Source organism: Acidovorax sp. A79 (assembly GCF_041154505.1).
GTDB lineage: Bacteria > Pseudomonadota > Gammaproteobacteria > Burkholderiales > Burkholderiaceae_C > Acidovorax.
In genome coordinates, this window is sequence record NZ_AP028672.1 from 2,378,914 (window position 1) to 2,391,332 (window position 12,419).

The 12,419-nt window shown below is 69.1% G+C and carries 13 protein-coding genes; 4 read left to right on the forward strand and 9 right to left on the reverse strand.

The features are described from left to right. Nucleotides 1-12 precede the first annotated feature (12 nt). The 4 genes from ACAM51_RS10845 to ACAM51_RS10860 all read right to left on the reverse strand — a co-directional run bounded on the left by ACAM51_RS10845 (nucleotide 13) and on the right by ACAM51_RS10860 (nucleotide 3,084). Nucleotides 13-1,068: a serine endopeptidase gene (locus ACAM51_RS10845; RefSeq protein ID WP_218296880.1), complete on the reverse strand. Its 1,056-nt coding sequence runs from the start codon at nucleotides 1,066-1,068 to the stop codon at nucleotides 13-15. Between the two features lie 76 nt (nucleotides 1,069-1,144). Then, nucleotides 1,145-1,948 (reverse strand): DUF2145 domain-containing protein, encoded by an 804-nt coding sequence (locus ACAM51_RS10850; protein ID WP_369643801.1) that lies wholly within the window; start codon nucleotides 1,946-1,948, stop codon nucleotides 1,145-1,147. Nucleotides 1,949-2,025: 77 nt separating this feature from the next. Next, entirely contained in the window at nucleotides 2,026-2,481 is a 456-nt protein-coding gene (locus ACAM51_RS10855; protein WP_218341278.1) for a hypothetical protein, read from the reverse strand. 105 nt (nucleotides 2,482-2,586) lie between these two features. Continuing rightward, on the reverse strand, nucleotides 2,587-3,084 hold the full coding sequence (locus ACAM51_RS10860) for a YiaA/YiaB family inner membrane protein (RefSeq protein ID WP_218341277.1): 498 nt from the start codon (nucleotides 3,082-3,084) through the stop codon (nucleotides 2,587-2,589). A gap of 269 nt (nucleotides 3,085-3,353) precedes the next feature. Here ACAM51_RS10860 and ACAM51_RS10865 point away from each other — a divergent pair, with 269 nt between their 5' ends. Both ACAM51_RS10865 and ACAM51_RS10870 read left to right on the forward strand, forming a co-directional pair. Continuing rightward, a complete protein-coding gene (locus tag ACAM51_RS10865) occupies nucleotides 3,354-4,535 on the forward strand; it encodes a trans-acting enoyl reductase family protein (protein WP_369643542.1) in 1,182 nt (393 codons plus the stop codon). Between the two features lie 106 nt (nucleotides 4,536-4,641). After that, nucleotides 4,642-5,544, forward strand: a complete 903-nt coding sequence (locus tag ACAM51_RS10870) for an EamA family transporter (protein WP_369643802.1) — start codon at nucleotides 4,642-4,644, stop codon at nucleotides 5,542-5,544. Between the two features lie 18 nt (nucleotides 5,545-5,562). On the opposite strand, the gene ACAM51_RS10875 is transcribed toward ACAM51_RS10870, so the two are convergent. After that, nucleotides 5,563-6,078 (reverse strand): Lrp/AsnC family transcriptional regulator, encoded by a 516-nt coding sequence (locus ACAM51_RS10875; protein ID WP_218341274.1) that lies wholly within the window; start codon nucleotides 6,076-6,078, stop codon nucleotides 5,563-5,565. Between the two features lie 161 nt (nucleotides 6,079-6,239). Here ACAM51_RS10875 and ACAM51_RS10880 point away from each other — a divergent pair, with 161 nt between their 5' ends. Together ACAM51_RS10880 and ACAM51_RS10885 are read left to right on the forward strand one after the other, a co-directional pair. Then, on the forward strand, nucleotides 6,240-7,256 hold the full coding sequence (locus ACAM51_RS10880; protein ID WP_218296875.1) for a 1-aminocyclopropane-1-carboxylate deaminase: 1,017 nt from the start codon (nucleotides 6,240-6,242) through the stop codon (nucleotides 7,254-7,256). 322 nt (nucleotides 7,257-7,578) lie between these two features. Next, nucleotides 7,579-8,526, forward strand: coding sequence for a tripartite tricarboxylate transporter substrate binding protein (locus tag ACAM51_RS10885; RefSeq protein ID WP_255591622.1), 948 nt, complete (start codon nucleotides 7,579-7,581; stop codon nucleotides 8,524-8,526). 34 nt (nucleotides 8,527-8,560) lie between these two features. Here ACAM51_RS10885 and ACAM51_RS10890 read toward each other — a convergent pair whose 3' ends face one another. The 4 genes from ACAM51_RS10890 to ACAM51_RS10905 are packed head-to-tail and all read right to left on the reverse strand — an operon-like array spanning nucleotide 8,561 to nucleotide 12,408. Continuing rightward, nucleotides 8,561-9,169 (reverse strand): glutathione S-transferase, encoded by a 609-nt coding sequence (locus ACAM51_RS10890; protein ID WP_218341272.1) that lies wholly within the window; start codon nucleotides 9,167-9,169, stop codon nucleotides 8,561-8,563. Nucleotides 9,170-9,183: 14 nt separating this feature from the next. Further along, nucleotides 9,184-10,896 carry an FAD-dependent oxidoreductase gene (locus tag ACAM51_RS10895; protein WP_369643543.1) on the reverse strand — a complete coding sequence of 571 codons (1,713 nt, stop codon included), beginning with the start codon at nucleotides 10,894-10,896 and terminating at the stop codon, nucleotides 9,184-9,186. Next, nucleotides 10,893-11,636, reverse strand: a complete 744-nt coding sequence (locus tag ACAM51_RS10900; protein ID WP_369643544.1) for an SDR family NAD(P)-dependent oxidoreductase — start codon at nucleotides 11,634-11,636, stop codon at nucleotides 10,893-10,895. The genes ACAM51_RS10895 and ACAM51_RS10900 overlap by 4 nt, the downstream gene beginning before the upstream one ends. Before the next feature lie 19 nt (nucleotides 11,637-11,655). Then, complete coding sequence (locus ACAM51_RS10905; RefSeq protein WP_218296870.1) at nucleotides 11,656-12,408, reverse strand: SDR family NAD(P)-dependent oxidoreductase; 753 nt, start codon at nucleotides 12,406-12,408, stop codon at nucleotides 11,656-11,658. Nucleotides 12,409-12,419 lie beyond the last annotated feature (11 nt).

The window sequence follows — 12,419 nt, forward strand, 5'->3', positions numbered from 1 at the left end:
GCGGGGACCCGCTCAGTCATCCCGCGCCAGCCGCACCCCCGCGCCCGTGCCGCAGGCATGGCAGAAGCGGGCGAAGGCGCTCTTGCGCGTGGTGCAGGTGCCGCAGTGGTCGAACAGGCCGATGCCGCAGTGCGGGCAGAAGTCGATCTTCTCGTTCTTCAAGTCCACGGGCCGCTCGCAGCCGGGGCACACGCTCTTGGCCAGGCGGGCCAGGGCCACGTCGTAGCTCAGCTCCTTGCGGCGCTCCTGGTCGGGCAGGGTTTCGGCCAGCTTCTGGCGCTCCAGGTAGCGGTTGAGCGCGAGGATGGCGTAGCGCCCCACCAGCGCCGTGATGCCGATGCCCACCACGTAGCGCACATAGCCGCCGTAGCTGGGCAGGTAGGGCACCAGCTCCACGAAGAACGCGAACAGCGCGAAGAAGATGAAGCCCCACACGAACGGCCAGTAGGTGCCCTTGCGCTTCTTCACGAACAGCCAGCCGGCGATGGCCAGCAGCGGCAGGGTGAGCGCCAGGCGGTACAGGAACACGCGCAGCTCCACCTTGCGGCGCTCGGCCTCCAGCTTCACGTAGCCATCGGCTTCCATGCTGTTCAGGCGCTCCTGCGTGGCCGCCGCCGCCTGGCGCGCGTCGAGCGCGGCCTGCTGCTGCAGCTCCACCGCCTGCTGGGTCTTGCGCTCGGCGAGCTTGAGCACATCGAGCGCCTGGGTGCGCGCAATGACCTCCGGGTCCTGGTCGGCGCGCTGGGTGGCCGAGCGGGTGGAGAGCCAGTTGTTGAAGGTCTCGCGCGCGGCCTGCGTTTCGCTGCGGGCCTTGCTGCGCTGCAGCTGCGCCTGCTCCAGCGCGGTCTGCGCGTCCTGCTCGGCCTGGCGCGCGTCCTTGACCTGGGCGCGCAGCTTTTCGGCGGCCGGCTTGTCCAGGAAGTCATCCACGCGCAGCGGCGTCTCGACCTTGGGCAAATCGCCCACGATGGTGCCGCCCAGCCCGATGAGGAAGCTGGCAAACACCAGCGCCACCAGCCACAGGCCGCGGCGGAACCATTTTTCAGACAGCCGCAGTGATTTGCTCATGATCATTCCCCTCTGTAGATACTATGCATTTGATAGCTGCCAGCGCTTACCAGTCAAGCGCAATCGGCCCATTTCATCAATTCTTCACGGTCAGCACCACCGGCGCGGCCGCCAGCTGGGCCCGCTGCAGCCAGGCCAGCACCGAATCGACCGTGACGGTCTCGATGCGGTCCGAGAACCGCTTGTCGCCCGGGTGGTCGTCGAACGCGATGTTGGCCGAACCCACGCGCCCGCCCATCCGCGTGAGCGGCCCGAGCTTGAGCGTGGTCGGCTCGTAGCCCTTGAACTGCAGCCAGGCCTGCGCCTGCTCGCGGTTGCGCACCGTGGCGGGCTCCATGGCCACGGCCAGCGTTTCCAGCGCCCATTGGTTGGACTGCTGGTACTTGCGGCCCCACACGTAGCTCACCATGCTGTAGGGCGGGTGCTGCAGCGTCCTGGTGCGGGCCTTGTCCTGCAGCACGGCCAGCAGGCGCTGCTGCACCTCGGGCGTGGGCACGGCGTAGACGGCCTCGTAGCGCCACAGGTCGTCCAGGAAGAACTCGCCCAGGCCCTGCCGGTACAGGTGCCCCACGGCCGTGCCGCATTCGTTGAGCTTGTGGGCCACGCGCCAGGGGCCCTCGGGTGTCTTGTAGGCCCAGCCCAGGTGCGAATAGCGCAGGCCGTACTTGCTCAGGTCCTGCCCGGTGCGGGCGAGCACCACCACCTGGGCGCCAGACTTCGCATGCTCCGCGTCGAGCGCGGCGGAGGTCTGCTGCGCCAGTTGCATGCCGCGCTCGATCACCTTGGCCGGCACGGGCTTGGCGGCCTCGCAGGAGCGGCCCGCGTGGGCCGCTGGCGCCGCCAGCAGGGCCGCGCCCGCCACCAGGGCCAGGCCGAGCATGGCGGGGTTGAAGGAGCGCACGCGGGCATGCGCCGGGGTCGTCACGGTCATCTGCTGCACATCCATGGCGGTGCCCCTTACAGGCGCTCGTTGTGCAGCAGCGCACGGCCGATGGCGTTGGGCACGAAGGCGATCGCCTCGCCCGCCACCGACAGCACCACGCCCGTGCCGATCACGCTGCAGGTCACCACCGTGCCCACGGTGTGCGCCGATGCGCCCACGCCCCGGCCCGCCACCTCGACGCTGACCTGGGCGCCGTCGGAGGCGCGCTCCAGCAAGTACACCGTGCCGGTGGCCGAGGCCTCCACCGTCTTCACGGTCAGCGCCGCACCCGCCACCGACAATGCGGCAGGCACCGCCACGACCGCGCCAGCGGCGGCGGACGCCACCGACGCCGTGCCCACCACCGAAGCGACAGGCAGCAGCGACAGCGCGGCCGAGGCCTCGCTCTGGGCGCGCGCGGGCAGGGCGGCCAGCGTGCACAGCAGGCCGGCGGCCAGGGCAAGGGTCAGGATCTTCGGCAATTTCTTCATGGTTTCACTCCTCACAGGAGGTGCTGCGCAGTAGCGCGGCAGCACCGGTTTTTTTCAGGGCAACCTCCGAGCATCCGCCATGGGGCCAGGGCGAACGCCGGAAACTCAGCTGGCGTTGTTACCAGACGTAGCAGCATGTGCTGCGGCAGCTTCGCGGCGGCCTTGCAGGCGTGCTTCCAGCAGGTCAGCCTCGTGGCGGTCGCGCAGCATCTTGGCCAGCGTGAAGGCAGTGGTGATCAGGTACAGCCAGCTCACACCCAGGAAGGCCTTGTAGGTCACGTTGATCTCCATGCCGAACAGGCCCCAGCCGGTGAGGCCCATGGCCACCACGAAGCCGCCCCAGACCACCAGCTTCCACATGGGCGTGTCGCCCGCACCGCGGCGCGCGGCGCTCTCGTTGTCCCGCACGAACTTGGCCAGCACGAACGCGGCCGAGAGGCAGAACACATAGCCCATCACCATGAACGCCTGCTCCAGTTGCTGGCCCGGCAGCCAGGCCAGCCCCACGGCGCACAGGAAGACGGCGATGCCGAACGAGACCCACACCTGCAGTTGCCAGGCACGGGTGTCACGCTGAACGAGGAAGGGGGCATTGGATGACATACAGAGGTGGGGCCCTTGTCAGGCCCGTGGTTGAACACGGACCTCATGGTGCCGGGCCCGGCCCCCGCCGCCCCCGCCGGGTTGCGCCAGTGGCGGCAGTCCGGCTTCACGGTATCGCCAAACGATACTTTTTGCCCATTGCAAGCGGCACCTGGGCGACATGCCGGCACCCGCTTGTCTTTCACAATCGCATCCCAGCAGCCGGCGGCCGCCCGCGGCGGCGCCCGCCCCTTCCCCCACCCGCACGCAGCAGTGCACGGAGACAGCCCATGACCAAACCCTTCGATCTTGTCGTCCACGGCGCCACCGGCTTCACGGGCCGCCTCGTGGTCGAGTACCTTTTGCAGCGCTATCCCGCCGGCAGCGGCCTGCGCTGGGCCATGGGCGGGCGCAATGCCGACAAGCTCGCCGCCGTGCGCGACGAAGTGGGCGCCCCGGCCGACACCCCGCTGATCGTGACCGACAGCACCGACCCCGCCAGCCTGCAGGCGCTGATGGACCAGACCCGCCTGGTGCTGACCACCGTGGGGCCCTACCAGCTCTACGGCAACGAACTGGTGGCCGCGTGCGCGGCGGCCGGCGTGGACTACGTGGACCTGTGCGGCGAACCCGCGTGGATGCGCCAGATGATCGACGCGCACGAAGCCACGGCCCGGGCCAGCGGCGCGCGCATCGTGTTCTCGTGCGGGTTCGACTCCATCCCGTTCGACCTGGGCGTGTACCTGCTGCAAACCGAGATGAAGGCCCGTTTCGGCCACCCCGCGAGCCGGGTGCGCGGACGGGTGCGCAAGATGAAGGGCACGTTCTCGGGCGGCACCGCCGCCAGCCTGAAGGCCACCATGGCCGCCGCCGCCACCCACCCCGCCGTGCTGGACCTGCTGAAGAATCCGTTCTCGCTCACGCCCGGCTTCGAAGGGCCGCGCCAGCCCTCGGGCAACAAGCCCATGGTGGACGAGGCCCTGGGCGAAGGAGTGTGGGTGGCCCCGTTCGTGATGGCCGCCATCAACACCCGCAACGTGCACCGCTCCAATTTCCTGCTGCAGCACGCCTACGGCACCGACTTCGTGTACGACGAAATGCTCATCACCGGCCCCGGCGAAAAGGGCGAGGCCATGGCCAATGCCGTGGCGGGCGACAAGTCGCTGGGCTCGGACAAGGGCCCCAAGCCCGGCGAGGGCCCTTCCCGCGAGGAACGCGAGAACGGCTTCTACGACGTGCTCTTCCTGGGCACCGACGCCGCGGGCAACAGCCTGCGCGTGGGCGTCAAGGGCGACCGCGACCCGGGCTATGGCTCCACCTCCAAGATGATCACCGAGGCGGCCGTGTGCCTGCTGCAGGACGCCACGGACACCCCCGGCGGCATCTGGACCACGGCGCCCGCGCTGGGCGGCAAGCTGATCGCGCGGCTGCAGGCCCACGCGGGGCTGAGCTTCGCGGTGGAAGCGGCGTAACGCCCCGGGGTGGGCCCGGGCATGTCCGTTTTCGCACCAGGCCGGTCGTGAAACGCGCGGCCACGGACCCGCCGGTGCACCGAAAATACAGGGCATGAACACTGCCCTGCGCCCCCGCGATCTCGCCCTGGCCCTGCTCGTCATCGTGGTCTGGGGGCTCAACTTCGCCGTCATCAAGGTGGGCGTGGCCGGTGTGCCGCCCCTGCTGCTGGGCGCGCTGCGCTACCTGCTGGCGGCGTTTCCGGCGCTGCTGTTCGTGACGCCGCCCAGGGTGCCGCTGCGCCTGTACCTGCTGTACGGCATGACCATGGCGGTGGGCCAGTTCGCCCTGCTGTTCACCGCCATCCACATCGGCATGCCGTCGGGCCTGGCCTCGCTGGTGCTGCAGTCGCAGTCGTTCTTCACGCTGCTGCTGGCGGCCTGGTGGCTGCGCGAGGCATGGCAGGGCAACCAGGTGGCGGGCCTGGCGCTGGCCGGCGTGGGGCTGGTGCTGATCGGCAGTGCCCACGGCGCGTCGATGCCGCTGGCGGGATTCGCACTGACCGTGGGGGCGGCGGCGATGTGGGGCTGCGGCAACATCGTCACGCGCGCCGTGGGACGCTACGGGCCGATGAACCAGTTTGCCTTCATCGTGTGGTCGAGCGTGGTGGCGCCGCTGCCATTCGTGGCGCTGTCCTTGCTGCTGGACGGGCCCGCGGCCGTGTGGGCCGCCGTGCAGCACCTGTCGCTGAAATCCATGGCCGCCGTGGCCTACATCGCCTGGATCTCCACGCTGCTGGGCTTCGGGCTGTGGACGTATCTCATGTCGCGCTACCCGGTGAACCGCGTCGCCCCCTTCACCCTGCTGGTGCCCGTGGTGGGCCTGACCACGGGCTGGTGGGTGTTCGGCGAGCAGTTGTTGCCCGTGCACTTTGCGGGCGCGGGGCTCTTGATGGCGGGGCTGGTGGTCAACGTGTTCGGCGGTCCGGCCTGGGCGGCCGTGGTGGGGCGCCTGCGCGGCGCCCCGTGAGCGGAGGGCTGGCCGCCGCTACAGCGCCAGCGGCAGCTCGGTGGTGGACAGCACATTGCGCAGCACCATGAACGAGCGCACCTGCCGCACCCCCGGCAGGTAGAGCAGCTGCTCGGCATGCAGCCGGTTGAAGCTGTCGTTGTCGCGCGTGCGCACCAGCATGAAGTAGTCGAACTCGCCGGTGACCACATGGCATTCCATGCAGCCGGACACCTTGGCCGCCGCCTTTTCAAACTCGGCAAACGACTCGGGCGTGGAGCGGTCGAGCACCACCCCAATCATCACCAGCATGCCCGCGCCCACGGCCTGGGGGTTGAGCAACGCCACGATGCCGTCGATGAGCCCCAGGCGCTTGAGCCGCTCCACGCGGCGCAGGCAGGCGGGCGGGCTCAGGTGCACCTTCTCGGCCAGCGCCACATTGGACAGCGAGGCATCACGCTGCAGCTGGCGCAGGATGGCCTTGTCGGTACGGTCCAGCTCGGCCGACACATCGGACTGCGGCACATTCTTGGCACGAACTTTTGTTGTGCGCATGGTGATCTGTGAGAAATATTAGTTTTTCATATTCTCATACACAAACCTGAAACGCTGAAATCAGGAAGAAATTCGCAACCACTGTATGCGCGTGTTTTCCTACGATGAAGGCACTGCAAGCCACCTCTTGCACCATCCCTTCCATCGACCGGAAACCCGCCATGAACCTGCAGAAATTCGCCCGCCACCCGCTCACCTTCGGGCCCTCGCCCATCACCGCGCTGCCGCGCCTGTCGGCCCACCTGGGCGGCAAGGTGCACCTGTATGCCAAGCGCGAGGACTGCAACTCGGGCCTGGCCTTTGGCGGCAACAAGACGCGCAAGCTCGAATACCTCATCCCCGAGGCGATCGCGGGCGGCTACGACACGCTGGTCTCCATCGGCGGCATCCAGTCCAACCAGACGCGCCAGGTGGCCGCCGTGGCCGCGCACCTGGGCATGAAATGCGTGCTGGTGCAGGAGAACTGGGTCAACTACTCCGACGCGGTGTACGACCGCGTGGGCAACATCGAGATGAGCCGCATCATGGGCGCCGACGTGCGCCTGGACGCCGCGGGCTTCGACATCGGCATCCGCCCGAGCTGGGAGCAGGCCATGGAAGACGTGAAGAAAGCCGGCGGCAAGCCCTTCCCCATCCCCGCCGGCTGCTCCGAGCACCCGTACGGCGGCCTGGGCTTCGTGGGCTTTGCCGAGGAAGTGCGCCAGCAGGAGAAGGAGCTGGGCTTTACGTTTGACTACATCGTCGTGTGCTCGGTCACGGGCAGCACGCAGGCCGGCATGGTGGTGGGCTTTGCGGCCGACGGCCGGGCGCGCAAGGTGATCGGCATCGACGCCTCGGCCAAGCCCGAGAAGACGCATGCCCAGGTGCTGCGCATCGCGCAGAACACGGCCAAGCTGGTGGAGCTGGGCCAGGAGATCACGGCCGAGGACGTGGTGCTCGACACGCGCTACGGCGGCCCCGAATACGGCCTGCCCAACGAGGGCACGCTCGAAGCCATCCGCCTGTGCGCACGCCAGGAAGGCATGCTCACCGACCCGGTGTACGAAGGCAAGTCCATGCACGGCATGATCGACATGGTGCGCAAGGGCGAATTCCCCGAAGGCTCCCGCGTGCTGTACGCGCACCTGGGAGGGGTGCCGGCGTTGAACGCCTACAGCTTTCTTTTTCGCAACGGCTGACGCACCGCCGCGCGAGGAAACGGAGCAACAGCGCCTGTGCCGGCTGGCCGGGCTGTCCGTGATCTGAGCGCCCCCCGCTCTGCCCTCACAAGACCTGCGCATGCCACCCGGTCTTCCACCGCCATGGTCCCGTGCCCTCATCTCATCGCCCTGGCGGCCTCGACAACTCCGCAGTAGCGACAGGCGTGGCCAGAGCGAGACGAAGACTGGCGCGCCTTCCCCTTGTTCACAGCCGCAACGCAGGGTGAACAACCCGCACCAGAAGGACCGCCACATGAAATGCCCACAGCCGAAAAGACGCACCGGCGTCGCCTTGTTGTTCATGGCAGCCATCGCAGGCTTGGGTTGGGGGCGCATGGCGCACGCCGATGGCTACCCCGCCAAGCCGGTGCAGCTGGTGGTGCCCTTTCCGCCCGGCGGGGCCGTCGACATCGTGGGCCGGCTCATCAGCAAGAAGCTGGGCGAACGCCTGGGCCAGGCGGTGGTGGTCGAGAACAAGGCCGGCGCGGGCACCATCGTGGGCGCATCCTTCGTGGCCAACGCTCCGGCCGACGGCTACACGCTGCTGATCAGCTCGGGCTCCACCTTCACCGTCAACCCGGCGCTCAACAACAAGCTGCCGTACGACCCGGTCAAGAGCTTCGAGCCCATCGGCATGGTGGCGCGCGTGCCGCTGATCCTGCTGGCCCACCGCGATGTGCCGGTGGCCAACCTCCCGCAGCTGATCGCGGCGGTGAAGCGCGCTCCGGACAAGTTCTCCTACGGCTCGTTCGGCAGCGGCACCACGGGCCACTTTGCCGCCGAGCTGATGTGGTCGGCCACCGGCATCCAGCTGATGCATGTGCCCTACCGGGGCAGCGCACCCGCCATGAGCGACCTGATCGGTGGGCAGATCCCGTTCACCATCGACACGGTGGCGGCCGCGCTGCCGCAGCTCAAGGGCGGCAAGATCAAGCCCATCGTGGTCACCGGCGCGGCGCGGGCCACGCAGCTGCCGGATGTGCCCACGGTGGCGGAAAGTGGCTTCGCGGGTTTTGCCGCGGATTCGTGGCTGGCCGTCGTGGCGCCGCGCGGCCTGCCCGCCGAAGTCAAGGCGAAGCTGGGCAAGGCCCTGGCCGAGACCATGGCGGATGCCGAGATCCGCAGCAAGCTCATCGCCAGCGGGCTGGAGCAGTCCTATGCCAGCGGCGACGCCGTGCTGGCGCGGATCGAGGACGAACTGCCGCGCATGCGCGCGATCGCCCAGCGCGCGAACATCCGGGCGGAGTGAGCGCGGCAGCGATGGGGCGCTGGCGCGCGCCGGATCACAGCGCCCAGCTCGCCTGCAACGATGGACGCTTTGAAAATGCCTCGTACCAGGCCGCAACGGCGGGATGGCGCTGGCGCCATCCGAAGTCCGCAAACCTGAGATCCAGGTACCACAGCGCACAGGCCACCGTGAGCGTGCCGATGTCCAGCCGCTGCGGCGCGATGAGTGCGGGGTTCGCGGACAGGTGGGCCAGCGAAGTCTCGGCCTTGTCCAGCTGCGCGGCGCGCCACTCGGGCCAGCGCAGCGGCTCGGGCCGCGCCACGTCCTCATAGCGGGCGATCAGCGCGCCGTCGAGGATGCCGTCTCCAAGCGCCTGCAGCGTCAGCGCATTCCAGCGCGCATCGCCACTGCGGGGAAACAGCGTTCCGTTGCCGATCTCGTCGAGGTATTCGCAGATGACGCGGCTGTCGTACAGCACGGCGCCCTCGTCGGTGATGAAGGTCGGCACCTTGCCCAGCGGGTTCCTGGCGATGATGTCCTGGTCGCGCCGGACCGGGTTGGCGTTCGACGGCAGCAATTGCACGCGGTCGCTGAGGCCCAGCTCGTGCGCCGTCACCAGGCACTTGCGCACATAGGGAGAGAACGGAGAGAAATAGATCTGCATGGAAGTTTACCGGTTCATGGATGGGAAGGCGCTGCCTGCGCCAGCTGGCGGCCCGCGATCCACCCGAAGGTCAGCGCGGGCCCCAGGGTGATGCCGGGCGCGGGGTACTCGCCGCCCATCACCGAATGCATGTCATTGCCCGCCGCGTAGAGGCCCGGGATGGGCTGGCCGGCGGCATCGAGCGCCTGGGCATTTTCGTTGCAGGCAATGCCCACGGCCGTGCCAATGTCGCCCGCGAACACCTTCACGGCATAGAACGGGCCCTGGCGCAAGGCACCGATGCAGGGGTTGGGCTGGTGCGCCGCGTCGCCCAGGTAGCGGTTGTATTCGGTGCTGCCCTTGCCGAAGTCGTCGTCGCGCCCCTGGTCGGCCTGCGCGTTGAAGCGCTCGGCCGTGGCCTGCAGCGCGGCGCCGCCGATGCCCAGGGCATCGCCCAGCGCCCGCAATGTCGGCGCCTTCACCAGGTAGCCGGCCTTGACGAGGTGATCGCGCGGCCGCCCGCCCGGCAACGCCAGGCCCATGCCCCATTGCTCCATGAAGTCGCTGTCGCAGACCAGGTAGGCCGGCAGCGTGGGCACCGTGGCGTGGGAGCGGTACATCGCCCGCACGAACTCGTGGTACGAGGTCGCTTCGTTGACGAAGCGCTGGCCGGCCCCATTCACGGCCATGAGGCCGGGCTTGGCACGGTCCCAGACCAGGTGCGGATAGCGCACGACCGAGCCATCGGGCCGCTGCAGGATGGAGACCGGCGCCCAGAACGCCGGGTTGGTATGGCCCTGCCCCAGCACCGCGCCGGCTTCGCGCGCCAGCGCGATGCCCTCGCCCCGGTTGCCCTGCGGCGACATGGACCAGGGCCCCGTCGGCGCGGGGTAGTGCGCACTGCGCAGTTCCTCGCTCCAGGGGAATCCCCCCGTGGCCACCACCACGCCGCGGCGCGCCCGCACCTGCACCGGCTTGCCCGCGCGCACCAGCGAGACGCCCACCACCGCGCCATGGGACACGTCCAGCTTCTCCACCGGTGTGTCCAGCCAGTAGTCGATACCACGGTCGATCACGCTCTTGAAAAGCCGGGCCGCCAGCGCATTGCCCAGCACCAGGCGTGTGCCCCGGTGGTAGCCGCGCAGCCGGTCGGCGAAGTAGCGCAGCACGAGCTTCATGCCCTCGCGCCATGCCGTGAACGAGCGCGTGACCGCCAGCAGGTGCCTGGCGTCGGTCATGTTGACCATCATTCCGCCCAGTACCATGAACTCGGGCAGGGGGTCGCGCAGTTCCCGGAAATACGCGCCCAGTTCCCGCCCGTCGAACGTCGCCGGGTCGAGCGACCGGCCGCCGAAGGCCGCGCCCTCGCGGTCGGGGTAGTAGTCGGGGGAGTAGCTGCGCGCGACAAGCCGCACGGCGGTGTGCTTCTCGAAGTAGTCGACCATGCCGGCGCCGTGGCGCAGGAAGGCCTGCTGCATCCCGGCCGGCGCCGCGTCGCCCACCGTGTTGCGCAGGTAGGTCCACACCTTCTCGAAGCTGTCGGGGTGGCCCACCCGCGCCGACTGCGCATTGAGCGGCGCCCACACGGCCCCGCCGGACACGGCGGTGGAGCCGCCCACGCGGTCGGTCTTCTCGACCAGCAGCACGCTGCAGCCTTCGATCTTCGCGGTCAGCGCGGCGGCCATGCCGCCCGCGCCCGCGCCGATCACGACGACGTCGTACTCGGCATCCCAGTGGGGGGCCGTCATGCGCCCGACCCACCCAGCGACTTGCCGCCATCGACGAACAGCACCTGCCCGGTGATGAAGCCGGTCTGCGGCGACACCAGGAAGGCCACCGCCTGGGCGATGTCTTCCGGCCTGCCGGCCTTGCCCGTGGGCTGCAGCGCGAGCTGCGCCGCCAGCCGCTCGGGCGTGAGCGCGCGCAGGATGGGCGTGTCGATCAGCCCCGGCGCGATCGCGTTGACCAGGATGCCGCGCGGCGCCAGTTCCATGGCGCTGGCGCGCGTGTAGCCGACCACGGCGGCCTTGGAGGCCACGTAGTGCGGGTGGTTCTTCGCCCCCAGGTACGCGCGCGAAGCGATGTTCACGATGCGGCCGCCCTCGGGCATGGTCCTGGCCACTTCCTGTGTGAGCGTGGCCACGGCGATGAGGTTGACCTCGTAGGCACGGCGAAAGTCGTCGTTGCTCACCTCCAGGAACTTGCGCTCGTCGAAGATGCCGGCGTTGTTGACCAGAGCGCGCACTGGGGGCAGGGAGTGCACCAGGCCGCGCACGGCCGCTTCGTCCGTCAGGTCGAGCACGCGGCACTGCACATCCAGGCCCAGGCCCTTCAAGCGGCCAGTCTCGCGCTGCGCCAGGACTTCATCGCGGTCCACCATCACCACGGCGTAGCCGTCGCGGGCCAGGCGTTCGACCGTGGCCAGGCCCATTCCACCGGCCCCGCCGGTGACCAGGGCAATCGGTTTGCTGTTGCTGTTGTCGTCCATGTGTTTGCGAAGATTCCGATCAAGCCGAGAGAAAGCCGCCATCGACGGGCAGCACCACACCATTCACATAGCTGGCCATGTGGGAGGAAAGAAAGACCACGGGTCCGACGATTTCCTCGACCTCGCCGCCGCGGCCCGCGGGCACGCGCTTCATGTACCAGTCCGTGCCGCCGGGCACGGCCAGCTGCGGGGCGACCATCTCGGTCAGCATCAGCCCGGGCGCGACCGCATTGGCGCGCACCCCAAAAGGCGCCAGGTCGCGGGCCAGCACCTGGGTCAGCGAACGCACGGCGCCCTTGGAGGCGACATACCCCGCCGACGAGATGCCGCTCACGAACGCCACGATGGACGACAGGTTCACGATGCACCCCCGGGTCTTCTTCAACGCCGGCACGAAGGCATGCGTGACGTTGAACAGGCCCTGCAGGTTCACGTCGATGAGGCGGTCCCACACCTCGGGCGCGTGCGGGTCGTCGATGCGCGCGCGGCCGGAAATGCCTGCGTTGTTGATCAGCACGTCGATCGGGCCGATGCGCGCCTGCAGGTCCGCGGCGCAGGCCTGGACGGCGGCCCGGTCGCACACGTCCAGCACCACGCTCCAGGCCTCGCCGCCGGCATCGCGGATGCGCCGGGCCGTGGCCTCAGCCTTGTCCGCACCGATGTCGGCGCAGATCACCTTGGCGCCCTCGTTCGCGAAGCCCAGCGCAATGGCCGAGCCCAGTCCCCCGCCGGCGCCGGTCACCAGCGCGAGCTTGCCTTTCAACAAATCCATCCAATTTCTCC